Origin of the sequence: Rhizobium sp. JAB6 (genome assembly GCF_003024605.1) — a bacterium.
GTDB lineage: Bacteria > Pseudomonadota > Alphaproteobacteria > Rhizobiales > Rhizobiaceae > Rhizobium.
Window position 1 is genome coordinate 391,014 of record NZ_PYJQ01000010.1, and the last position, 25,325, is coordinate 416,338.

Genomic DNA, 25,325 nt, shown 5'->3' on the forward strand with positions numbered 1-25,325 from the left:
AAACAGGTGCGGCAACATTCAATTTCATATTTGAGCGCCTCAACCATAAGCTACATTTACCCTGCATCCCATGCGAGTCCCGTGGATTCCGGAACAGCCTGAGAACGAATCGGAGACGAATCGCTGACTCCTAACCGTTCTTTGTTTGTTCACTACAATATATGGACTACAAAGGAAAGGCCCCCACCAAATGCTGAATCCTTCTTGCGCAGCCTTTTATGGTGAAAGAGAGTCAAGCGAAGAATCTTCCACCAGCGAAATTCCGCATCCATTTATGGTTAACGATCTGTAAATAGCGACATTTTCCCGTGAATCGGTCGGACCTTTAATATCGCATCCAAAGCCGGAACGAATGGGAGCCCAATCGCACCTTCCGGCCGATTCCGTTTTGTTCTCCACAACATCTAGCGTTTTCTCAGCCGGAAAACACCGGACTCTTGTTGGTTGAGACTGCGAACCACGCCGAATCTGGGATTGCGACCGGTCTTTTGACGAGTGCCGCAATTATGAATCAGTATATACACGCGTAAGCTGCAGCCATTAACACATTGATCAAAGCCTGAACGAATCGGTGACGAATCGCGGATAAGAGCAGGTATCGCATTTGTTCACGGCTATATGTTGTATTTCGGCGGAACAGCATCGCGACATGGAGATCGGCTCGAACGACGATACCGTCGTGGAGTTCGCTGCCAATTAACCAATCCATCCATAAGCGCACCACCTGAACGATATTGCCGGCGGTAATTCCCGTGTATTCCGCACGCCGACAGTCGCACTGCCGTTCACTAAAGTTCAAATGCGGAACGAATCGCCGACGAATCGCGGACATCCGGCCTTTCACGTTTCGTTCACCACAAACCCTTGTATTTTAAACATATTTTAACCATACAGGCGATTTGCCTTGCCCGTAGTAACCGGTCACCCGATGCGATCGCATTAACATTTCGTTGAGCATCCCGGCTGCTCGCACCCGCATTTTTATTTCTCAGCCGGAACAATTGCCGCACATGCAAGTTTCTATGAGCAGAATTGAGGAATTCGGCCCATTCGCTGGAACAGATTGAGCTGAAACGCTGGAAGGATAACGCCACATCAAACAGCGATATGGCGCGAATTCCGGTGATGGACATGGAGGACACAAATTATGCTTGGTACGGTATTGCTTGTCATACTAATTCTGCTGCTGGTCGGCGCGCTTCCCAGCTGGGGTTACAGCCGGTCCTGGGGATATGGACCATCGGGTGGTCTGGGGCTGGTTCTTGTCATTGTCCTCATTCTGCTATTGATGGGGCGCATCTAATCCGCAGACATTGTTCAAAACCTCGCAACATAAGGGAGCTAACACCATGAAGAAGATCATTGTCGCGATCGCCCTCGTCGGCGCATTGGCGTCTTGCACATCCACAGAAAAAGGTACGGCTATCGGCGCCGGTACAGGCGCGCTAATCGGTGGCGTCGCCACCCATAGCTGGGGAGGTGCCGCTGTTGGCGCAGTCGCTGGCGGCGTAGTCGGCAACCTCATCGGACGTTCGGAAGACCGTCGCGGCTACTGCATCTATCGCGACCGCTACGGTCATCGTTACGAGGCTCGCTGCCGCTAAAGCATTGCCTGGCCGGCCGCCTCGATTGCGGCCGACCAGGATTCGCCCTTGAACAATTCAGGGAGCGGCAGTTCCCCCCACAAAATCTTCTTTCCGCGCCATCAGTTACGGCGAGGTGGCAGTATTTTGAGAAAGGAACGGCATCATGGCCGCAATTATCGCAAGCATTGCAGCATTCGTGCTTACCGGCACCACTTTTTATGTTCTCGCAAGCGCAGCAAGAGCACGGGGCAGAGAAAAACGGCGGGGCACGTTTGAGGCCGTCATCCTAGAATTTAAGCCACGCCATCGACAGCAGGCAAGTTCACCAAGAGGATGATTGCCGGCTGAACTCTTCCGTTGCTGATATAACGATATAACGGCCGAAGCGGTTCTATTGCCCTGAGCCGCTCCATTTCATGGCCTCACGCGGCTCCCACGGAAAATGACCCGCGCTTTTCCCGAATTGCTCTACACGAAAAGCTGGCCGCCATTGGCCGTTATCGTCGATCCCGTGATGAAACCGGCATCGTCGCTGGCCAGGAAGACCGCGATGCGGGCGATTTCTTCGGGCTCGCCAAGACGTCCCACCGGAATCTGCGGGATAATGCGCTCGTTCAACACCTTCTCCGGCACTGCCAGCACCATCTCCGTACCGATATAGCCGGGGCAAATCGCGTTGACCGTGATGTTCTTGGCGGCCCCTTCCTGCGCGAGGGCTTTGGTGAAGCCGAGATCGCCCGCCTTGGCAGCGGAGTAGTTTGCCTGCCCCATCTGCCCCTTCTGACCGTTGATCGAAGAGATGTTGATGACGCGGCCGAAGCTGCGGTCGCGCATGCCCTGCCAAACGTGGTGCGTCATGTTGAAGAGGCCGGTAAGGTTGGTGTTGATGACCTCGTGCCACTGCTGCGGCGTCATCTTGTGGAACATGGCGTCGCGGGTGATGCCGGCATTGTTGACCAGGATGTCGACATGGCCGAGATCGTGCTCGATCTTGGCAATGCCCTTGCCGCAGCCCTCGTAGTCCGTCACATCCCACTTGTGAACGGAGATACCGGTTACATCGTGGAAGGCCCTGGCCTTCTCCTCGTTGCCCGCATAGGTCGCCGCCACCTTGTAACCCGCATTGTGCAGCGCCATCGAAATGGCCGCGCCGATGCCGCGGGTGCCCCCGGTTACCAATGCCACTCTGCTCATGTGCCATTCCCCTTTTTTGCTGCGGAGGCGGGACGCCCAAAGGTCGGGTCGCCCGCTCGCTTTCACCATTTCTTCTGGAAAACTTCCTTCAAGACGCCCCAGAGCATGATGCCGAAAAGTGCACGCGGTTTTCGGATGACATCATGCTCTGCTTCTTTGCCTCTAGAGCGCCTCGAAGCACATGGCGACACCCATGCCGCCGCCGATGCATAGCGTGGCAAGGCCCTTGCGTGCGCCGCGGCGCTTCATCTCGAACAGCAGCGTGTTGAGGACGCGGGCGCCGGAGGCGCCGATGGGATGGCCGATGGCGATCGCGCCACCGTTGACGTTGACGATCGACGGATCCCAGCCGAGATCCTTGTTGACGGCGCAGGCTTGCGCGGCAAAGGCTTCATTGGCCTCAACGAGATCGAGGTCGTTGACGGACCAGCCGGCCTTCTCCAAGGCCTTGCGCGAGGCGGGTATCGGCCCGGTGCCCATGATCTGCGGATCGACGCCGGCGGTCGCCCAGGACACGATACGGGCGAGCGGCTGGATGCCGCGACGCGAGGCTTCCGCTTCGGTCATCAGCACGGCCGCGGCCGCACCGTCATTAAGGCCGGAAGCATTGCCGGCGGTGACAGTACCTTCCTTGTCGAAGGCCGGACGCAGTTTCGTCATCGCCTCCAGCGTCGCGCCATGGCGGATATATTCGTCGGCATCGACGGTGATGTCGCCCTTGCGCGTCTGGATGGTGAAGGGAACGATCTCGTCCTTGAAGCGGCCGGCCTTCTGCGCAGCTTCTGCCTTGTTCTGCGAAGCAACGGCGAATTGATCCTGTTCCTCGCGCGAAAGCTGCCATTGGCGAGCGATATTTTCCGCCGTGATGCCCATATGGTAGCCGTAGAAGGCGTCCGTCAGGCCATCCTTGATCATGGTGTCGATCATTTTCATGTCGCCCATCTTGGTGCCGGAGCGAAGGTTCGCGGCATGCGGCGCCATCGACATGGATTCCTGGCCGCCGGCGACGATGATCTTCGCGTCACCCGTTGCGATCTGCTGCAGACCGAGCGCCACGGCACGCAGGCCGGAACCGCAAAGCTGGTTCACGCCCCATGCGGTCGCTTCCTGGGCAATACCGGCTTTCATCGCGGCCTGGCGGGCCGGATTCTGCCCTTCGCCCGCCTGAAGCACCTGGCCAAGGATCACTTCGTCGACCTCCTTGGCATCGACGCCGGCGCGCTCCAGCGCACTCTTGATCGCGGCAGCGCCGAGTTCATGAGCCGGAACGGTCGCGAACGCGCCATTGAACGAACCGACGGCGGTGCGGGCAGCGCTGGCGACGACGATGGATGAACTGCTCATGGAAGCCTCCTCACAGAATGGACACGTATATGAGGCGAAACTGTCAAAGCTTTGCGTCCGAGTCAAACAGCAAGAATTTTCGTCGGGCAGATTCACGAGCGGTCACCGCCGTCAAAAATCCTACCAAGGGAAAGGCCTTGCCGCATCGCACAAACCGATTGTCACCAAGCTTCTTTTGCGTCTACACTCCGAGGTGGAGGAGTTTCCATACAATCAGACGGGGCCAGGAGACTGATAATGGCAAAGAACGAGGGCCAGATCGTAATCAAGAAATACGCCAATCGCCGGCTTTACAATACCGGCACCAGCACCTACGTGACGCTGGACGATCTGGCGGAGATGGTGAAGAAGGGCGAGGAATTCACCGTGCAGGACGCCAAGAGCGGCGAAGATATTACACATTCGGTCCTGACACAGATCATTTTCGAACAGGAATCGAAGACCGGCAACACGCTACTGCCGATTTCCTTCCTCCGGCAGCTGATCGGCTATTACGGCGATCAGATGCAGATGGTGGTGCCGAGCTTCCTCGAGCACTCCATGCGCGCCTTCACGGAGCAGCAGACGCAGATGCGCGAACAAATCAATCGCGCCTTCGGCGAGACGCCGCTCGGCAAGAACTTGCAACTGCCCATGCAGATGGTCGAGGAGCAAGTTCGCCGTAACACCGAGATGTTCCAGCAGGCCATGCAGATGTTCTCGCCCTTCATGAAGCCGCCGGCCAAGGAAAGCCGCAGGCCCGAAGCCAAGGACATCGATGAATTGAAGGAACAGCTCCGCGCCATGCAGAGCAAGCTGGATAGCCTTTGAAATCTGGCGGCGTGCCTATGAATTCATGGACAGCTTTCACCCGCTTCTGTCACTGATGCGACATCTCCCCCACAAGGGGGGATCGGTAGCTTGCAGAACTCTCTCGCCTCAATCGAATATCGAATCCACGGAAACTGGCGTTTATTGGTTGGCGACGGCGGGCAGTATACTCCCAACAATTTCCCCCTTGTGGGGAGATGTCGCGAAAGCGACAAAGGGGAGTATCAGAGTTACCGCATATCCATAAGCCGCTCTTCACCCGCCCATTCACCCCAACCACAAACGGAAAAAGGCCGGCGAACCGCCAGCCTTTAATTCATGCCATCAAGGCAGCGCTGGATTATGCGCTTTCCTTCGGCGTCAGGACCTGACGGCCGCGATACATGCCGGTCTTCAGGTCGATGTGGTGCGGGCGACGCAGTTCGCCGGAATTCTTGTCTTCGACGTAGGTCGGAGCCTTCAGGGCGTCAGCAGAGCGGCGCATACCGCGCTTGGACGGGCTCGTTTTTCTCTTCGGTACAGCCATTCTCGTTACTCCATGTACGGACGAAACATATCCGCGGCCAGCAAGGCGGCCGAAACAGACATGCATCAATTTCGGAAATTGGGCGGGCTTATACATGGCTTAGTGGGCTTTGACCAGTCCCTAATAGCATTTTTTGCCCACCACACCAGATTCGCGGATCGTCGAAGCGGAATCAGGCCTCATCCTCCGGCACGGTCCATGTTTCCCGCAATGCGGCATCCTCCCATTTTTGCCAGGCAGGCAGCGCTTTCATGACCGCCATATAGTCCCGCGTATCCGCGGCAACCGCGATGTCATACCGTTCCAGACGACTGGCGACGGGGGCAAACATGGCATCCGCACCAGAAAAGCTTCCGAACAGGAAAGGTCCGCCCGAAAAGGCTCGCGCCTCGCGCCAGATAGTCTCGATGCGCGCTACGTCCTTCATCACCCCCTCGGGCAGATCGCGGCGGGCGACCGGACGGCGCATGTTCATCGGGCAGGCGTTGCGCAGGGCACTGAAACCAGAAATCATCTCCATGCTGTAGGATCGCGCCAACGCACGCGCCTGGCGATCCGTTGGCAGAAGCCCGGCATCCGGGAAAAGCTCGGCCGCATATTCGATGATGGCGAAGGATTCCCATACCTTGAAGCCGCCGTGGACCAGCATCGGCACCTTGCCCGTCGGCGACACTTCACGAATGCGCGGATTTCCACCTGGAAAATCGAAAGGTATCAGCACCTCTTCGAAGGGAATGCCGCACCCTTCAAAAGCAATCCACGGTCGGAACGACCACGACGAATAATTCTTGTTGCCGATATAGAGGGTGAGCTTGTCCATAATCGCATGTTTCCTTGTCAGCGCCGGAACCCGGAGGGAAAAATCCTTTGAAATGGTTCATATCCGCCCTTAGGTAATGGCCAAGAATGCCAGATGACGACAAGCCGATCGAACGACAAGTTCTGATGTCAGTCATAAAGGCATTTGATATATGCATCTGCGTTGCGCGCGCGGCGCTGGATCAGCGAGGCAAGCTGACTGAGCCCGCGTCCCGGCCTGCTAGCCACCCGGTCGATCGGATTTGGAAGCGAAACGGCAAGGAGGGCTGCCTGACGTGCAGTGAGCTTGGAAGCCGGCACCTTGAAATGATAGCGGGCCGCCGCCTCGATGCCGTAAATGCCCGGACCCCACTCGGCGATATTGAGATAGATCTCCATCATCCGGCGTTTTGACCAGACGGCCGAGGCGGAAACCGCAAGCGGCAATTCCAGCGTCTTGCGCACGAAGGAGCGGCCATTCCATAAAAACAGGTTCTTCACCGTCTGCATCGGGATTGTGCTGCCGCCGCGGGTGGAGTTGCCGCTCAGCGTCTCCTTGACAAGAACCCGCATCTCGCCCCAATCCACGCCGCCGTGAAAGCAGAACTGCCCGTCCTCCGAGACCATGACGGATTTCACCAGCACCGGCGCGATTTTATCCAGCGGGACCCAGCGGCGGTCATACCCCTGAAAGCTTACGGCATCGCCGATCATCAGGGTGGATACGGGGTGGATGAACGGCAGCAGATAAACAACGATGAAGAGATAGGGCAGCAGGAGGACGCCGATCAATATGAGCACGATACGCTGCCAAATTGGCCTTGCTCTGAAGGGCGCCAACGGGGAGGAGCGTTGCAACACCTCGGCTTCCTCCTCCTCATTATCAGTCGATATGTTCACGTGCCTGACGTCCACGATCGCTCCATCCCGGGTACAACCCTTTAATGCATCCGGGAAACGCTCTGATGCTGCCTCCGTCATATCGTCTACACGAAGCCATGACCAGAGTGCGGCGCAATTCCCACCTCACTGTCGACAATTGTCGTTGCCAGCAACGGCCTCTCATGCCAAACAGCGCCCATGGACAGCACCCATTCCTCATTCGAGCACCGTCTCAAGGACAATGCCGGCAAGACCGAAGCTCTGCTGAACCGGCTTCTCGCTGACGGCAGTCTGAATGACGAGATCGTCCGCCCCGAAAGGCTGCTGAGCGCCATGCGTCATGGCGTCCTGAACGGCGGCAAGCGGCTGCGTCCCTTCCTCGTCATGGAATCGGCAGCCCTTCTCGGCGGTAATGCCGAGGCGGCACTGCGGGTCGGCGCCGCCCTCGAATGCGTGCACTGCTATTCCCTCGTCCATGACGATCTTCCTGCTATGGACAATGACGACCTGCGCCGCGGCCAGCCGACCGTGCATATCGCCTTCGATTACGCGACGGCGATTCTTGCGGGCGACAGCCTGCTGACCTATGCCTTCGACATCATCGCCGCCCCCGAGACGGAGCTGCCGGCGGACCGGAAAATGGCTCTCGTGCTGGCGCTGGCACGCGCAGCCGGCATTGGCGGCATGGCCGGCGGCCAGGCCCTCGATCTCGCCGCCGAGAAGGAAACGCCCGACGAAAAGGGCATCACCACCCTGCAGGCGATGAAGACGGGCGCGCTGATCCGCTTTGCCTGCGAGGCCGCCGCCATCATCGCCGGCGCCCCGGCGGAAGACCGCAAGCGCCTCAGGACTTTCGGCGAAAAGATCGGGCTCGCATTCCAGCTTGCTGATGATCTTCTCGACCTGACCGCCGATGCCGCCACCATGGGAAAGGCAACCGGCAAGGATGCCGGCCGCGGCAAGGGCACGCTGGTCGCCCTGCATGGTCAGGAATGGGCAGAAACCACGCTCGCAAGGCTGGTGAGCGAAGCGGCCGACTTGTTGTCCGGCTATGGCGCCAGGGCGGATATCCTGATGGAAACCGCCCGCTTCGTCGCAAACCGCAAGAGCTGATCCCTAGAGAGCATTCCAGGAAAAATACGCAGCGGTTTCCGTCCGAAATGCGTAAAGAAACAAGTACATAGAGCGTTTTCGCGATTCGAGGAAATGCGGAATACTCTAAGCACCTTCAGGGTGCCGCCGGACGGTGCGCCGTCCGCTCGGCTATCGGCCCGCCCATCCAGCCACGGCCCATCCATTCAGCCATGAAATGTCACCATCACAAGAATCCATGACAGTGCCGGGTGATTTCCGCCGCTTTCTATGACAGATTGCCGATCCGAGACTGGCCGGTGGATGCAGAATTCTTCGCGCCAGCCGACGCTTCGGGAATATTCTCCATGCATGAAACGCTTGCCTACCTGCCGCAGATCCTGCCGGCCTATATCGCCTATCTCGTCGCCGTCATTAGCCCCGGCCCAGCCATCATGGCCATCATCGGCACGTCGATGACCCATGGCCGCAAGGCTGGCATGACGATCTCGCTGGGAATTTTCGGGGGGTCACTGACCTGGGCGATTGCCGCAGCGGCAGGTCTTGCGACGCTGTTGCAGACTTATGCGATGGCGCTGGAGGTTTTGAAGATCTTCGGCGGCATTTATCTGCTCTATCTTGCCTACAAGGCGTTCCGTGCCGTGCGCGCCGGCGGCGAGCTGCCGATCGCCACGATGGAGCAGAAGACGCCAGCTTTCAAATCACTGGTGCTGCGCGGCTACGGCATCCATGTCACCAATCCCAAAGCGATCTTCGCTTGGCTCGCCATCATCGCGCTCGGCATGCCGCAGGGTGCGCCTGCCTCCGTGGCGGTGCTGATCATCGCCGTCTGCTGCACGACCGGTCTTCTGGTGTTCATGGGCTATGCGATCCTGTTTTCGACATCGCATGCGCTGAAAGTATATCGCAATGCCCGCCGTTGGATCGAGGGCGCCATGGCCGGCTTCTATTGCTTCGCCGGCATCAAGCTGCTGACGAGCAACATATAATCCAGCCTTGGCTTTAAGCGGCGGATCACTCCGCCGCGACGTTCTTTCGGCCGAATCGCTTCTCGATGTAATCCGTCACCAGCGCCTCAAAATCGGAGGCGATGTTTGGACCGCGCAGCGTCATCGCCTTCTGGCCATCGATGAAGACGGGGGCGGCCGGCGTCTCGCCGGTACCGGGCAGCGAAATGCCGATATCCGCATGTTTGCTTTCGCCGGGACCGTTGACGATGCAGCCCATGACGGCGACGTTCAGCGCCTCGACGCCCGGATATTTCTCGCGCCAGACCGGCATGTTCTTGCGGATGTCGTTCTGAATGTTCTGCGCCAGTTCCTGGAAGACCGTCGAGGTGGTGCGGCCGCAGCCGGGACATGCCGCGACGACGGGGATGAACTGACGGAAACCCATGACCTGCAGCAGTTCCTGCGCCACCTGCACTTCACGGGTACGATCGCCATTCGGCTCGGGCGTTAATGAAACGCGGATCGTATCGCCGATGCCGTGCTGCAGCACATAGCCCATGGCGGCGGAGGAAGCGACGATGCCCTTCGAGCCCATGCCGGCTTCCGTGAGGCCCAGATGCAGCGCATGGTCGGAACGCTCGGCCAGCATGGAATAGACGGCGATCAGATCCTGCACCTGGCTGACCTTGGCCGACAGGATGATGCGGTTGCGCGGCAGGCCGATATCTTCTGCGAGACTGGCCGAGATCAGCGCGGACTGCACGATAGTCTCGCGGGTCACCTGCCGGGCGGACAATGGCGAGCCCTCGGCGGCGTTCTTGTCCATCAGCGCGGTCAGCAGATCCTGATCGAGCGAGCCCCAGTTGACGCCGATGCGCACCGGCTTGTCATAACGGATCGCCATCTCGATGATTTCGGCGAACTGCTTGTCCTTCTTGTCCTTGAAACCGACATTGCCGGGATTGATGCGGTATTTCGCCAGCGCCTCGGCGCAGGCCGGATGATCGGCGAGCAGCTTGTGGCCGATATAATGGAAATCGCCGATCAACGGCACATCCATGCCGAGACGCAGCAGTCGCTCGCGGATCTTCGGCACGGCGGCAGCGCTTTCATCGCGATCGACGGTGATGCGCACCAGTTCGGAACCGGCTCTGTAGAGGGCGGCAACCTGAGCCACGGTCGAGTCGATATCAGCCGTGTCGGTATTGGTCATGGATTGCACGACGACGGGGGCACCGCCGCCGACGATCACGCCGCCGACATCGACGGCAACGGAGGAGCGGCGCGGTTTCGGATCGAAATCGGTAGCGGACGACATGGAAAGCTCTCGCAGGCCTCGAAAATGGGTGCCTTTCAGGTGGATCACGAAATGATCGTTGTCAACCGCGGCGGCAATCTCTTTTGATCGGACGGAACTTAGCCGTTACCGGGCAAAAGCGACGAAATTAATGCTTGGCGTCCCCGATCCCGTCGGCATAACGCGCCAGCGAAGACAAGGCGAGCACGACGAGCAGCAGCACCGGCAGCGCCATCAGGACGGGCGAGAAGCCGACATGCTCGGCGGCAAAGCCGATGGCCGAGGGCGCGACCAGCATGCCGGAATAGCCGAGCGTGGTAACGACGGAGATGCCGATGCCGGGCTGCAGCCCTGGAATATTGCCGGCGGCGGAAAAGGCGATCGGTACCATGTTGGAAATTCCGATGCCACAGAGCGCAAAGCCGAGAATGGCAATCTCGGCACTTGGCGCCAGCGCGGCCGTTAGCATGCCAACGATGGCGAAGACGGTGCAGACGCGCAGCGTCTTAATGGCGCCCAGCCAATCGCGCACGAAATCGCCGGCGAAGCGCATCGTCGCCATGGTGGCGGAGAAAGCGGCGAAGCCGAAGCCGGACAACGCCACCGAGGCCCCCTTTTCCTGGCTGAGATAGAGCGCGCTCCAATCCAGAACCGCGCCTTCCGGCACCATGCAGAACAGCGCGACGATGCCGAGCAGCCAGGGCAGCGGGATCATTGGCAGCCTTGCCTTCGGTTTGGCCTCATCGTGATGCGGCTGATCGCCCAGCACCATCGGCCAGGCAATGGCTAGGAAAAGCACGGCAATCGCGGTCGAGGCTTCCGCGTGGGCGAGAACGCCCCAACGCGAAATCAGGAGGCCGCCGATCGCCGAGCCCAAAAGCCCGCCGAGGCTCCAGAAGGCATGGCAGGAGGACATAATCGCCCGGCGCATTGATTTTTCGACCGAGACGGCGTTGGCGTTCATGGCCACATCCATTGCGCCGATGAAACCGCCGAAGAGAAAGAGCGCGATGGCCGCCGTCAAGACATTCGGCGCGAGCGTCAGCGCCAGAATCATCGGCAGCAGCAGCACCGCAAAGGCGCGCACGACGACGCGCGAGCCGCGCACTGCGATCTGCGCGCCGGCAAGCGGCATCATGACGAGCGAGCCGACGCCGAAGACGAGGATCATCAGGCCGAGCTCGAATTTCGTCAGTTGCAGCCGCTCGGCGAATTCGGGAATTTTCGGCGCCCAGCAACCGACCATGAAGCCGTTCAGCAGGAACATCAGCGACACTGCCGCACGTGATTTGGTGAAAAACGGGCTCCTGCGCTGCTTCAAACCCTCCATTTTCGCTCTGTTGTCCATAAAAATTTCTCCAAATCTGCACCGCAGTCTATTTAAATCGATTGAAATCTCAACGATCGAAAATGGCTCTGCAGTCACATTTCGTCTCTGTCTGTTAAAGCGGAGAGGATGACGCCACAACCCCAAATAAATAACGTGCCACCACATCGCCCTGACCAAATGTTCTATTGACGGCGTAAAATTAGGCTCCTATCGCTTTAAACCTGAAAGATTCGTCGGCCGGCCTCAAGTGAGGTCATCCTCTGGTGCATTCCGTGAAAAACTCCATCAGCTACGGCATCCTGCTTACGGTGCTTGCCTACATGCTGTTCACCGCTCACGATTCGGCGGTGAAGCTGCTCGTCGCCTCTATTCCCGTCTGGCAGGTTCTGTTCATTCGAAGCTGCACCATCTTGGCCGGCTGTTTCGTCTTCGAAGGCCCCTCGCTCGTTCAGAAGGTGGCGCGCTCGCCGATCATAAAGCCGATGATCCTGCGCAGCATCATCATCCTGATTGCCTGGATTTCCTATTATTCGGCAGCGTCCTACCTGCAGCTCGCCGAGGTGACCACGCTCTATTACGCAGCACCCATCGTCGGCACGATCCTGGCAACCATCGTACTGCGCGAAAAGGTCACCGTCGCCCGCTGGATGGCAGTCGGCGTCGGCTTCTGCGGCGTGGTGATCGCCTCTAATCCGGTGGGTCTGTCGATTTCCTGGCCGGTCTATCTGGCTCTGCAGGCCGCCGTCCTCTGGGCAAGCGGCATGGTGCTCCTGCGCAAGACCGCGCTGCACGAAAAGAGCCATATCCAGATGGCCGTCTCCAACATCCTGTTCATCATCCTGACCGCCGGCATGGCGATCGCCCACTGGCACACGCCGACGCCGTTCCAGATCGTGCTGCTGGCGCTGACAGGCATCATCGCCGGAGCGGGCCAGCTCGCCCTCTTCGAAGGCATGCGCCAGGCGCCCGTTTCGGTGCTCGCGCCATTCGAATATACGTCTCTCGTCTGGGCCTTCCTGCTCGGCTACCTCATCTGGGGCGACATCCCCGGCGCCAATACCTTCATCGGCGCCATCCTGATCCTGAGCGCCGGGTTGATTATTATTGTCAGCGAGCGGATTAAAAGGCGGACGGCGGCGGCTTAAGCAGCGCTAAAGGCCTTCTGGATAGCGTAACAACCATCCACGATGCTCTTTGAGAAAAATATTCGCAATTGCCGCTTTATCTTGCAGTTTTCTACGCTTTCGCGGTGCAAATTTTCTGCGATGTATGCGACATTGAATGAAACCGCTCCAGAAACGGAAGAAAACGATGAACTGGTTGAAGACTGTTGCCGCCGCCGCCCTCGTGCAGGCTGCGTTCCTGCTCCCCGCCCATGCCGGCGAAAACCTCAAGGCTATCCAGTCGGCTGGCGTATTCAAGGTCGGCACGGAAGGCACCTATGCGCCCTTCACCTTTCATGACGAGAGCGGCAAGCTGACCGGCTTCGACGTCGAGATCGCGGAAGCCATCGCTGCCAAGCTCGGCGTCAAGGCGCAGTTCCTGGAAGGCAAGTGGGACGGGCTGATCGCCGGCCTCGATGCCAACCGCTATGATGCCGTCATCAACGAAGTCGGCGTCACCGAAGCCCGCAAGAAGAAGTATGACTTCTCCGAGCCCTATATCGCCTCCAAGGCGGTGCTGATCGTCAAGGACAGCAATACCGGCATCAAGGATTTCGCCGATCTCAAGGGCAAGAAGGCGGCACAATCGCTGACCAGCAACTTCGGCAAGCTCGCAACCGAAGCCGGCGCCGAACTCGTCGGCACCGACGGTTTCGACCAGTCGATCCAGCTTGTACTGACCGGCCGCGCCGATGCGACAATCAACGACAGCCTCTCCTTCCTCGATTTCAAGAAGCACAAGCCCGACGCGCCGGTGAAGATCGTGGCCCAGCAGGCCAATGCCGATTACTCCGCCGTCATCATCCGCAAGGGCGAGCCGGAACTGCTTGCTGCGATCAACAAGGCGCTGGCCGACATCAAGGCCGACGGCACCTATGACAAGATCTCCAAGAAATACTTCGGCCAAGACGTTTCGAAGTAAGAAGGCATAGGCAGAGACATAAAACTGTGAAAAAGATGCGTCCGGGGTCCCCTCCGGACGCATTCTGTTATTGATTGAAAGGCTTCTCCTTGGAGCATTGGCTGCAACTGATGTGGGAGTCACTGGGCACGCTGCTTTGGGCGGGGCTCGTCTTCACCATCCCGCTTACCTTGATCACCTTCGTTCTCGGCCTCCTGCTCGGTCTGCTCACCGCCGTCGTCAGGCTGTTTGCCCCGGCGCCGTTCGTGGCCATCGCCCGCTTCTATGTTTGGGTGATCCGCGGTACGCCGCTTCTGGTGCAGCTCTTCGTCATCTTCTATGGCCTGCCGAGCCTCGGCATCCTGCTCGACGCCTTTCCGGCCGCCATCATCGGCTTTACGCTGAGCGTCGGCGCCTATACGTCCGAAATCATCCGCGCCGTCATTTCCTCCGTGCCGAAGGGCCAGTGGGAGGCCGCCTATTCGATCGGCATGAACTGGCGCCAGGCCATGAGCCGCACCATCCTGCCGCAGGCAGCGCGCGTTGCCGTGCCGCCGCTGTCGAACACCTTCATTTCGCTGGTCAAGGATACATCGCTTGCCGCCGCCATCACCGTGCCGGAGCTGTTTCAGGCCGCGCAGCGCATCGTGGCGACGACCTATGAGCCGCTGATCCTCTATATTGAGGCCGCTATCATCTATCTCGTGCTCAGCACCTTTCTTTCGACGCTGCAGGGCTACCTCGAACGCCGCTTCGCCCGCTCGGGCGGCACCCTGGAGGCACAGGCATGATCGAGCTTTCGCATATCGAAAAGCGCTTCGGCAACAATGTCATCCTCAAGGATATCAACCTGATGATCCCGGAAGGCACGGTGACGGCGCTCGTGGGACCTTCGGGCGGCGGCAAGAGCACGCTGCTCCGCTGCATCAACCTTTTGGAAATTCCGACCGCTGGAACGATCCGCATCGGCGGGGAGACGGCCACTTTCCAGCCGGGCAAGAGGCCCTCCTGGCAGGAGATCCAGAAGATTCGCCGCCAGACCGGCATGGTCTTCCAGAATTTCCAGCTCTTTCCGCACCAGACCGCGATCGGCAACGTCATGGAAGGGCTGACCACCGTGCTGCGCTGGCCGGCCGACAAGGCCCGCGCCCGCGCCGTCGAGCTTTTGACCAAGGTCGGCATGGCGCACAAGATCGATGCGTGGCCCTCGACGCTCTCGGGCGGCCAGCAGCAGCGCGTCGCCATCGCCCGCGCGCTCGCCCCCTCGCCGCGCGTGCTGCTCTGCGACGAACCGACTTCGGCGCTCGATCCGGAACTCGCCGCCGAAGTGGTCGATGTGCTAGGGAAGCTCGCCAATGAAGGCACGACGATGGTCATGGCAACGCATGACCTGCGCCTGGCGTCGAAGATCGCCAACAACGTCGTGTTCCTGGAAGCGGGCAACATCGTCGAGACCGGCTCCTCGCGCAACGTCTTCTCCAACCCCTCGCAGGAGCGGACAAAGCAATTCATCTCGACATTGAATTCCGGCCTCAGCTACGACATCTGAGAAAGATGCCGGTGTTGCCGAGGGCCGTGCATTGACGCTGCACGGCTTTGCGGTTAGCTCTTATGCCATGAACATGGCACTCGTTCTTGTAGTGGTAGGAAGGCGCATGGGCAGGATGGCGTAGCCATCCGGCGAAAGCACCCATGCGCGGTAAGCAGGCTCCTGACGGGGCCTTTTTTATTGCCCGGAATTAGGCAGCGCCTCGTCAGATCTCCCTCGACCTCCCACTCACATGACGGACAAGGCCATGACGCGCACCGAAAGCCGCATCGACCATTCATCCAGGCAAGCAACCGACGACACGACAAGCGAAAGAGCCGCCGCGCAGCCGCGGCTGATAACCCTCATCCTGCTCTCGGCGCTTGCCGTGCTGCCGGTCAACATGATCCTGCCGTCGCTGCCGAAAATATCGGCGGCATTCCACGCCGATTTCGCTCTCGTGAACCTCTCGGTCGCCGGCTTTTCCATCGTCACGGCATTCCTGGAGGCCATCGGCGGCGCGATATCGGACCGGTTCGGCCGCAGGCCGGTCGTCCTGACGGCACTGGCCACTTTCATTGTCGCGTCGATCGGCTGCGTTCTCGCTCCGACTATCGGCGTATTCCTGCTGTGTCGCATGATGCAGGCCTGCATCGGACCGTGCTACTCCGTCGCCCTCGTCATCATCAAGGAAACATCCGACGAGCGCCGGGCGGCTAGCAAGTTCGGCTATCTCGCCATGGGATGGGCGCTGGCGCCGATGGTCGGACCGCTGTTCGGCGGATCGCTGGACGAGCTTTTCGGCTGGCGGGCAAGCTTCGTCGCCCTTGCAATCTTCGGCATCGCCGCCTTCCTCCTGTCCCTGCGCGAACTGAAAGTATCGAAAGCGCCCGCCTCCGCGGGACGTGGAAACTACCTCGCCTCCTATACCCTGCTTTTGCGTTCGGCGCGATTCTGGGCCTATACGCTCTGCATGGCATGCTCGATGGGCGTGCTTTACATCTTTCTCGGCGGAGCGCCGCTCACCGTAAGCGATGCGCTCGGCGGTTCGAGCGCCAAACTCGGCTTCTATATGGGCTTGGTTCCCGCAGGCTTCATTCTCGGCAGCTATCTGGCTGGCCGCTATGGCGCAAGAATTCCGCTTGGCACGATCCTCGTCATCGCGCGGCTGCTGACCTGCATCGGGCTGTCAATTGGGCTCGCCTTATCGCTATCGGGCATGACGGAGGTTCTGGCGCTCTTCGGCCCCTGCATCTTCGTCGGCATCGGCAACGGGTTGACCATGCCGGCCGCCAATAGCGGCGCCATGTCGGTTAGGTCGGATATTGTAGGAACGGCGGCGGGCCTCGCTGCCGCCATGCGGATATCAGGCGGCGCTCTGATCGGCTCGATCAGCGGCTTGTTCATTGCGCGATCGCCAACGATCCATATGCTTTTCGCCCTGATGCTGGCATCCGCGGTATTCGCGCTCGTGGCGGCCCTTTGGGCAGCCATCCTCGATCGGCATCTGAGCAAGCCGAGTTAAGACACTGCTGCCGCAAAACCGACTGCAACAGTCAGACTTTGCGGCAGAAGATGGTCAGCATCTTGGCCGACGGTCGGCTTCATAAGCCCACTTGCCGCTCAGGCGCCATAGACGACGAGCAGATCCTTAGCGTCGATCTGGTCGCCGGCGCGCACCAGTACCTCGGAGATCGTGCCGTCCTTTTCGGCATGCAGCGCCGTCTCCATCTTCATGGCTTCGATGGAAACAAGCACGTCGCCAGCCTTGATCGCCTGGCCGGGCGAAACGAAGACGGTGGAGATCACGCCCGGCATCGGCGCACCGACATGGGCGGCGTTGCCGGTCTCGGCCTTGCGGCGCACCGCGCTGCCGGAGGCCCCATGGGCGCGATCCGGCACCTTGATGCGGCGCGGCTGGCCGTTAAGCTCGAAGAACACAGTCACCATGCCCTTCTCGTCGGTCGCCGTCATCGCCTGGTTGACGATGACGAGTGTCTTGCCCTTCTCGATTTCGGCAAAGAGCTCATCGCCTTCCTTGAGACCGTAGAAATAGGCCGGCGTCGGCAATACCGAGACAGGACCATAGGTGTCGGCCGCCAGTGCATAGTCGGTGAACACCTTCGGATACATCAGATAGGAGGCAAATTCGAAATCGTCGACCTTGCGCTCCAGCTTGGTCTCGATGACCTTGCGCTCGGCGTCGAGATCGGCTTCGGCAAGCAGCGAGCCGGGACGGACGGTATAGGGCTTATCGCCCTTCAGCGCCTTCTTCTGCAGCGCTTCCGGCCATCCGGACGGCGGCTGGCCGAGATCGCCCTTCAGCATGGAGACCACCGAATCTGGGAAGGCGATGTCCTTGGCCGGGTTCTCGACATCGGCAACCGTCAGGTCCTGGCTCACCATCATCAGCGCCATATCGCCGACCACCTTGGAGGACGGCGTCACCTTGACGATATCACCGAACATCTGGTTGGCGTCGGCATAGGCCTGCGCCACCTGGTGCCAGCGGGTCTCCAGGCCGAGCGAACGGGCCTGTTCCTTGAGGTTGGTGAACTGCCCGCCGGGCATTTCGTGGAGATAGACTTCCGATGCCGGTCCCTTGAGATCGCTTTCGAAGGCGGCATACTGGTGGCGCACCGCCTCCCAGTAGAAGGAGATGCGGCGGATCCATTCGGGATCGAGGCCCGGATCGCGCTCGGAGCCTTTCAGCGCCTCGACGATCGAGCCGAGGCAGGGCTGCGAGGTATTGCCCGACAGCGCATCCATCGCCGCATCGACGGCATCGACGCCGGCATCGACGGCAGCGAGTACCGTCGCAGCCGCAATACCCGACGTGTCATGCGTGTGAAAGTGGATCGGCAGACCGGTCGCCTCGCGCAGCGCCTTGAACAGCACCTTGGCTGCAGCCGGCTTCAGCAAGCCCGCCATGTCCTTCAGCGCGATGATATGGGCGCCGGCCTTTTCCAGCTCGACGGCAAGATCGGTATAATATTTCAGATCGTACTTCGGTCGTGCCGAATTGAGAATATCGCCCGTATAGCAGATCGCCGCTTCGCAGAGCTTGTTTTCCTCGGCAACGGCGTCCATGGACACACGCATGTTTTCGACCCAGTTCAGGCAGTCGAAGACGCGGAAGAGATCGACGCCGCCCTTGGCCGCCTGACGGACGAAGTATTTCACGACATTGTCGGGATAGTTCGTATAGCCCACGCCGTTGGCACCGCGCAGCAGCATCTGCAGCAGCAGGTTCGGTGCTCCCTCGCGGATCAGCGCCAGGCGCTCCCACGGATCTTCGGTGAGGAAGCGCATGGAAACGTCGAAGGTCGCGCCGCCCCAGCACTCCAGCGACAGAAGCTGCGGCAAAGCGCGTGCATAAGTGCCGGCGACGCTGGCAATATCATAGGTGCGCATGCGGGTCGCAAGCAGCGACTGATGGCCGTCGCGCATCGTCGTGTCGGTCATCAGCACGCGCTTCTCGTTGCGCATCCACTCGGCGAATTTCTGCGGGCCGAGCTTGTCGAGCAACTGCTTGGTGCCGTCGGGGATATTGCTGTCGATATAGGGCAGCACTGGCTGCGCCACCTTGGGCGAAGGTACCGGACGACCGCGCGTTTCCGGATGGCCGTTGACCGTAACATCGGCGAGATAGGTCAGAAGCTTGGTAGCGCGGTCCTGGCGCTTGACCTGCTGGAACAGTTCCGGCGTGGAATCGATGAAGCGCGTCGTATAGCTGTTGTCGCGGAATTTCTCGTGCGTGATGATTGCTTCGAGGAAGGTGAGGTTCGTGGCGACGCCGCGGATTCGGAATTCGCGCAGCGCACGATGCATGCGCGCGATCGCCTCCTGTGGGCTCGGGGCCCAGGCGGTCACCTTTACCAGCAGCGGATCATAGTAACGGGTGATGATCGCACCCGTATAGGAGGTGCCGCCATCGAGACGGATGCCGAAGCCGGAGGCCGAGCGATAGGCTGTGATGCGGCCGTAGTCCGGGATGAAGTTATGTTCCGGATCTTCTGTCGTCACGCGGCACTGCAGAGCATGTCCGTTGAGGCGGATATCTTCCTGCTTGGGAACGCCCGATTCCGGCGTGCCGATGGCAAAGCCGTCGAGAATATGGATCTGCGCCTTGACGATATCGATGCCGGTGACGACTTCGGTTACCGTATGCTCGACCTGGATGCGCGGATTGACTTCGATGAAGTAGAATTTGCCGGTGTCGGCATCCATCAAATATTCGACGGTGCCGGCGCCGATGTAATTGGTTGCCTTGGCGATCTTCAGCGAATAGGCGGCCAGTTCCTGGCGCTGCGCCTCGGTGAGATAAGGCGCTGGCGCGCGCTCGACGACCTTCTGGTTGCGGCGCTGAACCGAACAGTCGCGCTCGAACAGATGCACGACATTGCCGTGCGTGTCGCCGAGGATCTGGCTTTCGACGTGGCGCGCGCGCTCGACGAGCTTTTCGAGATAGACCTCGTCCTTGCCGAAGGCGGCTTTCGCCTCGCGCTTGGCTTCCGTCACTTCCTTGGCAAGATCGGCCTCGGAGCGGATGACGCGCATGCCGCGCCCGCCGCCACCCCAGGACGCCTTGAGCATCACCGGATAGCCGATTTCAGCCGCCATCTTGGCGACTTCCTTCATATCGTCAGGCAAGGGGTCGGTCGCCGGCACGACCGGCACGCCGACGGAGATTGCGAGGTTGCGCGCCGCGACCTTGTTGCCAAGCTGGCGCATCGTATCGGCGCGTGGGCCAATGAAGATGACGCCGGCGGCATCGCAGGCATCGACGAATTCGGGACTTTCCGACAGCAGGCCATAGCCCGGATGGATGGCATCGGCGCCGGAAAGCTTGGCGACGCGGATGATCTCGTCGATCGAAAGATAGCTCTCGATCGGCCCGAGATCGCGGGCAAGATGCGGACCGCGGCCGACCTGATAACTCTCGTCGGCCTTGAAGCGATGCAGTGCGAGTTTGTCTTCCTCGGCCCAGATGGCCACCGTTTTTATGCCAAGCTCGTTGGCGGCGCGGAATACGCGGATGGCGATTTCGGAACGGTTGGCAACCAGGATCTTGGAAATGGGCAATGCTGTCTCCTCACGGCATCGAAACGGGCAATGCTGCACCCGCGAAGAGAATTCTTAACTTCTTGTCACAGGAAGTTCAATTTCTCCTGCGACATCCGGCATCAAAATAGTTGCCATTACGGAATAAGTCCGTTTCTGAAAGCGATGGCAACGATGTGCTGCCGATTTCTGGCCTTCAGCTTGTCCTGGATGCTGTTCATGTACCAGTCGACGGTATGGTTGGAGATCGCCAGCAGCCGGCTGATCTCGATCGAGGTCATGCCCTCGGCCAGATGGCTGAGCACTTCCATCTCGCGTTTGGTCAGCTTGAGTTCCGCCGCACCCGTCTTCTCGAAGGCTTGCGCCTCGTCCCGAAATTCCAGAAGTCGCCAAAAGATCTTTCTGGCAACCGCGTCGAAAACGGAAATCTCGGTTGGAGAAAGATCGACCGCCTCGCCGCCGATCGTCATGCTTCCAAGCAGGCCGTTACGTCCGTGAATGGGGAAGAGATAGCCGTCGGCAAGCCCGTTGGCGCGGGCGTCCGCCATCATCTGCTCCATGCGCCGCCGCAGCGGGTCCTTCTTCAGCGCCGCGACGGCATCGCTCCAGCGAAAGGGACGCTGCGCCTGGGTGGCGTAGCGAGCGACCGGATCGACGAGCATGTACCTCTTGCGGACGTAGGTCAGCGGCCATTGATCGGGCCAGCGGCCCGCCATGATGAAATTCGCGACATCGACATTGGGGCGCACCTGTTTCAAGACGCCATAGTAATCGAACTTGTAGGAGCGAAGCACGAGCTCGAGCTCGGCCACGGCATCCTTGGCGAGCTTGCATTCTTCGATGACGACCAGCAATTGTATCAGCGAATGGATATTCACATTTACCCCTCGGCTTCACGGCCTGAACGACCGGCGGACGCGCATTGTTACCCTGCTCGCCAGCCCCACAGCGTCCCAATTCGCCCGCAACATACTCAGCTGCACGCGAAATTGAACGCCTCTGGCGATTTTTTTGCCGTTCAACCCTGAATGGCCAACCTATGCGTGACTTAATAGTGACGGTGAACGCCGTAACGAGGATCATCTCCAACTGTCATTTTATGCGGCGGCCGATAGCACCCGTCGCGGCGGCAACGCGTTTTACGCGAGAAATTCACGAGAAAAACAGCTCCAGATTCCGTTAATCGCCGGTTCAGGTAGCGGTCTGTAGTGTCGCAGCATCCCGAGTTTTGTTGATACACAGAGGGTGCCTGACGTGTCACTGTTCAAAGTCTATGCAAGAGCCCTGAAGTATCTTGGCGCGTATCGATACCGCGTCTGGATGGTCGTGATCGCAAACATCGCACTGGCGATGACCACCATCTACGAACCGGTTCTGTTCGGCCGCATCTTCGACGCCATTGCCAAGAAAGAAGCCGTCACCCCGACCATGATGTTGTGGGCTGGCTTCGCCGTCTTCAGTGCTGTTGCCTTCATCGTGGTATCCCGCGAGGCCGACCGCCTTGCGCATGGCCGCCGCGCCTCACTGCTCACCGAAGCATTCGGCCGCATCATCTCGATGCCGCTCTCCTGGCATAGCCAGCGTGGCACGGCGAGCGCGCTGAATACGCTGCTTCGCGCCTGCGAAGCACTGTTCGGCCTGTGGCTCGAATTCATGCGCAACCACCTCACGACCGCCGTCGCGCTCGTCATCATGATCCCGACTGCCATGGCCATGGACCTGCGGCTGTCCGCAGTCCTAGTCCTGCTCGGCGTCTTCTACTGGATCATCGGCCGTCTGGTCATGAACCGCACGAAGGATGGTCAGACCTCGGTCGAAAGCCACTACAATACCGTCTTCTCGCATGTGAGCGACTCGATCAGCAACGTGTCGGTGCTGCACAGCTACAACCGCATCGAAGCTGAAACCAAGGCGCTGAAATCCTTCACAGAACGCCTGCTGGAGGCCCAGTATCCGGTCCTCGACTGGTGGGCTCTTGCCGGCGCCCTGAACCGCACGGCCTCGACCGTTGCCATGATGGCGATCCTGATGATCGGCACCGTCCTCGTCCAGGACGGCAGTCTGAGCCTCGGCGCGCTGATCACCTTCATCGCCTTCGCCAACGTGCTGATCGGCCGCCTCGAACAGCTGCGCAACTTCGCCAACCAGATTTTCGAAGCTCGCGCCAAGCTCGAAGACTTCTACACGCTGGAAGATTCGGTTCGCGATCGCGAAGAGCCGGCCGGCCTTGCCGAGATCAAGGACGTCAAGGGTGAAGTGGAGTTCCGCGATGTCTCCTTCGGCTTCGCCAACTCGTCGCAGGGCCTGCACGACATCTCCTTCAAGGTGAAGGCTGGCCAGACCGTCGCCATCGTCGGTCCGACCGGCGCCGGCAAGACGACGCTCGTCAACCTGCTGCAGCGTGTCTTCGACCCGCAGAAGGGGCAGATCCTCGTCGATGGCCACGATATCACCAAGGTGACCCGCAAGTCGCTGCGCCGCTTCATCGCCACCGTGTTCCAGGATGCCGGTCTGCTGAACCGTTCGATCAGCGACAACATCCGCCTCGGCCGCGAAGGCGCGACGCGGGAGGAAATGATCCGCGCAGCCCAGGCCGCCGCCGCCAACGACTTCATCGAAACCCGCGAAGGCGGCTACGATACCCGCGTCGGCGAACGTGGCAACAAGCTCTCGGGTGGCGAACGCCAGCGTATTGCGATTGCCCGCGCCATTCTCAAGGATGCGCCGATCCTCGTGCTGGATGAGGCGACGAGCGCGCTCGACGTCGAAACCGAAAACCGGGTCAAGACGGCGATCGACAACCTGCGCCAGAACCGCACGACCTTCATCATCGCGCACCGCCTCTCGACGGTCCGCGAGGCCGATATGGTCCTCTTCCTGGACAACGGCCGCATCATCGAGAACGGCAGCTTCAACGAGCTCAGCCAGAGCAACGGCCGCTTCGCCGCCCTGCTGCGCGCCAGCGGTATCCTGACGGACGAGGAAGTCCGCAAGGCACACACAACGGAAAACGAAGCCGCCTGATCTTCGCAAGGCGCCCAAGATCAAAGCCGGGAGAGCGACGCTCTCCCGGCTTTTTGCTGCCCTGGCTGTGGGTGGGCGATATTTCCGAACGAAGCGACGACGGGAGTTCTGCTGGGTTATAATGTTTTCGTCAAGACATTATAATTGATGCGGCCGTTGACACTCGTAAAATAGGTTATAATTTCTTGCAAAAACATTATAACGCCAGCGGATATGATCGCAAATCACGTTCAGAAAACTAACGCCGAGTGAGCGTTCCAGCAGATCGCAACGTTTTTAAGGAATATGTCGATGAGAGAAATCGATATCGTATACCGAACAATGTTTGCGGAACTCGCACAACGCGCGCTCGATGCTCAGTTCCATGCAGACTTCCCTCTGGAGGGACGTTTCGTCACGGTTCCTGTCAAAGGTCGAAGCTACTGGTATTTCGATCTTCCGACCGCAAACGGCGACAAGCGTCGCTATGTTGGCCCACACAGCGACGAAGAGATTACGGCACGGGTGAACGCCCATAAGCAGATCAAAGATAACATTAAGGAGCGCCGGCGAATGGTCAGTTCCTTGCGTCGTGCTGGTCTACCGGGTCCAGACCCCTTCGCTGGAGACATCACCAAGGCCCTTACGGAAGCCGGATTGTTTCGACTGCGGGCGGTCCTGATCGGGTCTGTTGCATTTGGTACCTATGCGGGCCTTCTCGGCGTTCGGTTACCCTCGCCGGCAATGCGGACAGGTGATGCCGATTTCGACCAGGATTTTGCAGTCTCGGCCGAAGTTGGAAAAAATCTGCCCCCGGTACTAGAAGTCCTCCAGTCGGTCGATCCCGGCTTCCGAGTGGTACCGCACCAATCGGATCAGGCAAAGGTCGTCGCGTTCATGAACGGCAAGGGCTATAGGGTAGAGTTCTTCACGAGCAACGGCGGATCGGACGAATATACGGGCAAACCACCGCCTATGCCCGCGCTCGGAGGCGCGGCGGCGGAAAGCCTACGGTTTTTGGATTATCTGATCTACGAACCTGTCCGCACCGTGCTTCTTCATCGTGAGGGCGTAAGCGTGCTCGTGCCGGCTCCCGAGCGGTATGCCGTCCACAAACTCATTGTCGCCTCCAGGCGGCTCACAGATGCACTCGGACGTGCCAAGGCGGACAAGGATCGATCTCAGGCCTCCTTGCTCTTCGAGGCCCTCGTCGAGACCCGCCAAGGCGACGTCTTGGCCGATGCCTACCAAGAGGCATGCGCGAGAGGGCCATCATGGCAAGAAGCGATCGCCCTCAGCCTTACAAGGCTGCCTGACAATGGAAGAAGGGCCCTTGGGAAGGCTCTTGGGGTACAGATTGAAGATCTGGTCGCTACATCCCGGTTTGATTAAGGCCCCTTGTGAGAGCTAGCTCTGCATAACATTGAGGTGTCACCAGCTTTAGGCCCCCAGTCCCAGGAACAAAGATCTCATTGATGCTGTTTCATCACTCAGAGGTCTATCATGTTGACGTGTGGAATATGGCACGGGCCGGTAAGATTTCGCCTACATCCGTTCGGCGAGTTTCAGACGGTCAAGAGCAGTGCGGAAGCCCTGGACTATTTGCTGGCGTCCTGGCCGGCCGAAGAAGCTGACGCTTATGAGGATGCATTGATAATTTGCCGATCGGCAATCGGGGGCAAATCCGATCCCGAGCTTGCTAAGGATGCTTTCATAGTGGCCGTCTATGAAGCTGGCATCTTCATGAAATCCGACCATGTCAACGAAGATTTCATCGCTCACGCATGACTGATGGCTGCCGGCCCCATCGGTCTATGGCATGGCGATAGCCTTAAGCAGGACATCGGCATAGGTTCG

Annotated in this window: 22 protein-coding genes; 12 read left to right on the plus strand and 10 right to left on the minus strand. The window is 59.6% G+C overall.

The window, feature by feature from the left end:
- The first annotated feature begins 1,147 nt into the window (after nt 1-1,147).
- A complete protein-coding gene (locus tag C7U61_RS18145) occupies nt 1,148-1,303 on the plus strand; it encodes a DUF3309 family protein (RefSeq protein ID WP_015341639.1) in 156 nt (51 codons plus the stop codon).
- A 46-nt stretch (nt 1,304-1,349) separates the two neighbouring features.
- Nucleotides 1,350-1,604, plus strand: a complete 255-nt coding sequence (locus C7U61_RS18150) for a YMGG-like glycine zipper-containing protein (RefSeq protein WP_106999459.1) — start codon at nt 1,350-1,352, stop codon at nt 1,602-1,604.
- A gap of 450 nt (nt 1,605-2,054) precedes the next feature.
- Here the strand turns inward: C7U61_RS18150 and phbB are convergent, their stop codons facing one another.
- Together phbB and C7U61_RS18165 are read right to left on the minus strand one after the other, a co-directional pair.
- The gene (phbB, locus tag C7U61_RS18155) at nt 2,055-2,780 is read right to left on the minus strand and encodes an acetoacetyl-CoA reductase (RefSeq protein WP_106999460.1); all 726 of its coding nucleotides are present in this window, start codon (nt 2,778-2,780) and stop codon (nt 2,055-2,057) included.
- Nucleotides 2,781-2,942: 162 nt separating this feature from the next.
- Nucleotides 2,943-4,124, minus strand: coding sequence for an acetyl-CoA C-acetyltransferase (locus tag C7U61_RS18165; RefSeq protein WP_106999462.1), 1,182 nt, complete (start codon nt 4,122-4,124; stop codon nt 2,943-2,945).
- A gap of 237 nt (nt 4,125-4,361) precedes the next feature.
- Here C7U61_RS18165 and phaR point away from each other — a divergent pair, with 237 nt between their 5' ends.
- Nucleotides 4,362-4,934, plus strand: coding sequence for a polyhydroxyalkanoate synthesis repressor PhaR (gene phaR / locus C7U61_RS18175; RefSeq protein WP_106999464.1), 573 nt, complete (start codon nt 4,362-4,364; stop codon nt 4,932-4,934).
- 340 nt (nt 4,935-5,274) lie between these two features.
- On the opposite strand, the gene rpmF is transcribed toward phaR, so the two are convergent.
- The 3 genes from rpmF to mtgA all read right to left on the minus strand — a co-directional run bounded on the left by rpmF (nt 5,275) and on the right by mtgA (nt 7,119).
- Entirely contained in the window at nt 5,275-5,460 is a 186-nt protein-coding gene (gene rpmF / locus C7U61_RS18180; protein WP_003543812.1) for a 50S ribosomal protein L32, read from the minus strand.
- Between the two features lie 172 nt (nt 5,461-5,632).
- On the minus strand, nt 5,633-6,280 hold the full coding sequence (locus C7U61_RS18185) for a glutathione S-transferase family protein (RefSeq protein ID WP_106999465.1): 648 nt from the start codon (nt 6,278-6,280) through the stop codon (nt 5,633-5,635).
- A 128-nt stretch (nt 6,281-6,408) separates the two neighbouring features.
- Nucleotides 6,409-7,119: a monofunctional biosynthetic peptidoglycan transglycosylase gene (gene mtgA, locus C7U61_RS18190; protein ID WP_106999466.1), complete on the minus strand. Its 711-nt coding sequence runs from the start codon at nt 7,117-7,119 to the stop codon at nt 6,409-6,411.
- 219 nt (nt 7,120-7,338) lie between these two features.
- Between mtgA and C7U61_RS18195 the strand changes: the two genes are divergently transcribed.
- On the plus strand, nt 7,339-8,253 hold the full coding sequence (locus C7U61_RS18195) for a polyprenyl synthetase family protein (RefSeq protein WP_106999467.1): 915 nt from the start codon (nt 7,339-7,341) through the stop codon (nt 8,251-8,253).
- Between the two features lie 326 nt (nt 8,254-8,579).
- Complete coding sequence (locus tag C7U61_RS18200; RefSeq protein WP_106999535.1) at nt 8,580-9,221, plus strand: LysE family translocator; 642 nt, start codon at nt 8,580-8,582, stop codon at nt 9,219-9,221.
- Between the two features lie 25 nt (nt 9,222-9,246).
- On the opposite strand, the gene ispG is transcribed toward C7U61_RS18200, so the two are convergent.
- Nucleotides 9,247-10,500 (minus strand): flavodoxin-dependent (E)-4-hydroxy-3-methylbut-2-enyl-diphosphate synthase, encoded by a 1,254-nt coding sequence (gene ispG / locus C7U61_RS18205; protein ID WP_106999468.1) that lies wholly within the window; start codon nt 10,498-10,500, stop codon nt 9,247-9,249.
- A 127-nt stretch (nt 10,501-10,627) separates the two neighbouring features.
- Nucleotides 10,628-11,827 (minus strand): MFS transporter, encoded by a 1,200-nt coding sequence (locus tag C7U61_RS18210; protein WP_106999469.1) that lies wholly within the window; start codon nt 11,825-11,827, stop codon nt 10,628-10,630.
- 254 nt (nt 11,828-12,081) lie between these two features.
- Between C7U61_RS18210 and C7U61_RS18215 the strand changes: the two genes are divergently transcribed.
- The 5 genes from C7U61_RS18215 (at nt 12,082) to C7U61_RS18240 (ending at nt 16,926) form a co-directional block, all read left to right on the plus strand.
- Nucleotides 12,082-12,954, plus strand: a complete 873-nt coding sequence (locus tag C7U61_RS18215; RefSeq protein WP_106999536.1) for a DMT family transporter — start codon at nt 12,082-12,084, stop codon at nt 12,952-12,954.
- A gap of 166 nt (nt 12,955-13,120) precedes the next feature.
- Nucleotides 13,121-13,894: an amino acid ABC transporter substrate-binding protein gene (locus tag C7U61_RS18220; RefSeq protein ID WP_106999470.1), complete on the plus strand. Its 774-nt coding sequence runs from the start codon at nt 13,121-13,123 to the stop codon at nt 13,892-13,894.
- Between the two features lie 89 nt (nt 13,895-13,983).
- Complete coding sequence (locus C7U61_RS18225; RefSeq protein ID WP_015341657.1) at nt 13,984-14,664, plus strand: amino acid ABC transporter permease; 681 nt, start codon at nt 13,984-13,986, stop codon at nt 14,662-14,664.
- On the plus strand, nt 14,661-15,422 hold the full coding sequence (locus C7U61_RS18230; RefSeq protein ID WP_106999471.1) for an amino acid ABC transporter ATP-binding protein: 762 nt from the start codon (nt 14,661-14,663) through the stop codon (nt 15,420-15,422). The genes C7U61_RS18225 and C7U61_RS18230 overlap by 4 nt, the downstream gene beginning before the upstream one ends.
- A gap of 247 nt (nt 15,423-15,669) precedes the next feature.
- Complete coding sequence (locus C7U61_RS18240) at nt 15,670-16,926, plus strand: MFS transporter (protein WP_106999537.1); 1,257 nt, start codon at nt 15,670-15,672, stop codon at nt 16,924-16,926.
- A 98-nt stretch (nt 16,927-17,024) separates the two neighbouring features.
- Here the strand turns inward: C7U61_RS18240 and pyc are convergent, their stop codons facing one another.
- Nucleotides 17,025-20,486, minus strand: a complete 3,462-nt coding sequence (pyc, locus tag C7U61_RS18245; RefSeq protein WP_106999472.1) for a pyruvate carboxylase — start codon at nt 20,484-20,486, stop codon at nt 17,025-17,027.
- Nucleotides 20,487-20,602: 116 nt separating this feature from the next.
- Nucleotides 20,603-21,343 (minus strand): LuxR family transcriptional regulator, encoded by a 741-nt coding sequence (locus tag C7U61_RS18250; protein ID WP_106999473.1) that lies wholly within the window; start codon nt 21,341-21,343, stop codon nt 20,603-20,605.
- Between the two features lie 376 nt (nt 21,344-21,719).
- Here C7U61_RS18250 and C7U61_RS18255 point away from each other — a divergent pair, with 376 nt between their 5' ends.
- Nucleotides 21,720-23,489, plus strand: coding sequence for a glucan ABC transporter ATP-binding protein/ permease (locus C7U61_RS18255; RefSeq protein ID WP_106999474.1), 1,770 nt, complete (start codon nt 21,720-21,722; stop codon nt 23,487-23,489).
- A 291-nt stretch (nt 23,490-23,780) separates the two neighbouring features.
- Nucleotides 23,781-24,860 (plus strand): GSU2403 family nucleotidyltransferase fold protein, encoded by a 1,080-nt coding sequence (locus tag C7U61_RS18260; protein WP_106999475.1) that lies wholly within the window; start codon nt 23,781-23,783, stop codon nt 24,858-24,860.
- A gap of 153 nt (nt 24,861-25,013) precedes the next feature.
- Here C7U61_RS18260 and C7U61_RS19690 read toward each other — a convergent pair whose 3' ends face one another.
- Complete coding sequence (locus tag C7U61_RS19690; protein ID WP_245410827.1) at nt 25,014-25,250, minus strand: hypothetical protein; 237 nt, start codon at nt 25,248-25,250, stop codon at nt 25,014-25,016.
- Nucleotides 25,251-25,325: the final 75 nt, after the last annotated feature.

Bases quoted from the DNA above. Each gene is read 5' to 3' on its own strand.
- rpmF (WP_003543812.1), bottom strand. From the start codon at position 5,460: ATGGCTGTACCGAAGAGAAAAACGAGCCCGTCCAAGCGCGGTATGCGC.
- C7U61_RS18195 (WP_106999467.1), top strand. From the start codon at position 7,339: ATGGACAGCACCCATTCCTCATTCGAGCACCGTCTCAAGGACAATGCC.
- phbB (WP_106999460.1), bottom strand. From the start codon at position 2,780: ATGAGCAGAGTGGCATTGGTAACCGGGGGCACCCGCGGCATCGGCGCG.
- C7U61_RS18230 (WP_106999471.1), top strand. From the start codon at position 14,661: ATGATCGAGCTTTCGCATATCGAAAAGCGCTTCGGCAACAATGTCATC.
- C7U61_RS18145 (WP_015341639.1), top strand. From the start codon at position 1,148: ATGCTTGGTACGGTATTGCTTGTCATACTAATTCTGCTGCTGGTCGGC.
- C7U61_RS18260 (WP_106999475.1), top strand. From the start codon at position 23,781: ATGAGAGAAATCGATATCGTATACCGAACAATGTTTGCGGAACTCGCA.
- C7U61_RS18200 (WP_106999535.1), top strand. From the start codon at position 8,580: ATGCATGAAACGCTTGCCTACCTGCCGCAGATCCTGCCGGCCTATATC.
- ispG (WP_106999468.1), bottom strand. From the start codon at position 10,500: ATGTCGTCCGCTACCGATTTCGATCCGAAACCGCGCCGCTCCTCCGTT.
- phaR (WP_106999464.1), top strand. From the start codon at position 4,362: ATGGCAAAGAACGAGGGCCAGATCGTAATCAAGAAATACGCCAATCGC.
- C7U61_RS18210 (WP_106999469.1), bottom strand. From the start codon at position 11,827: ATGGACAACAGAGCGAAAATGGAGGGTTTGAAGCAGCGCAGGAGCCCG.
- C7U61_RS18150 (WP_106999459.1), top strand. From the start codon at position 1,350: ATGAAGAAGATCATTGTCGCGATCGCCCTCGTCGGCGCATTGGCGTCT.
- C7U61_RS18220 (WP_106999470.1), top strand. From the start codon at position 13,121: ATGAACTGGTTGAAGACTGTTGCCGCCGCCGCCCTCGTGCAGGCTGCG.
- C7U61_RS18240 (WP_106999537.1), top strand. From the start codon at position 15,670: ATGACGCGCACCGAAAGCCGCATCGACCATTCATCCAGGCAAGCAACC.
- C7U61_RS18165 (WP_106999462.1), bottom strand. From the start codon at position 4,124: ATGAGCAGTTCATCCATCGTCGTCGCCAGCGCTGCCCGCACCGCCGTC.
- C7U61_RS18185 (WP_106999465.1), bottom strand. From the start codon at position 6,280: ATGGACAAGCTCACCCTCTATATCGGCAACAAGAATTATTCGTCGTGG.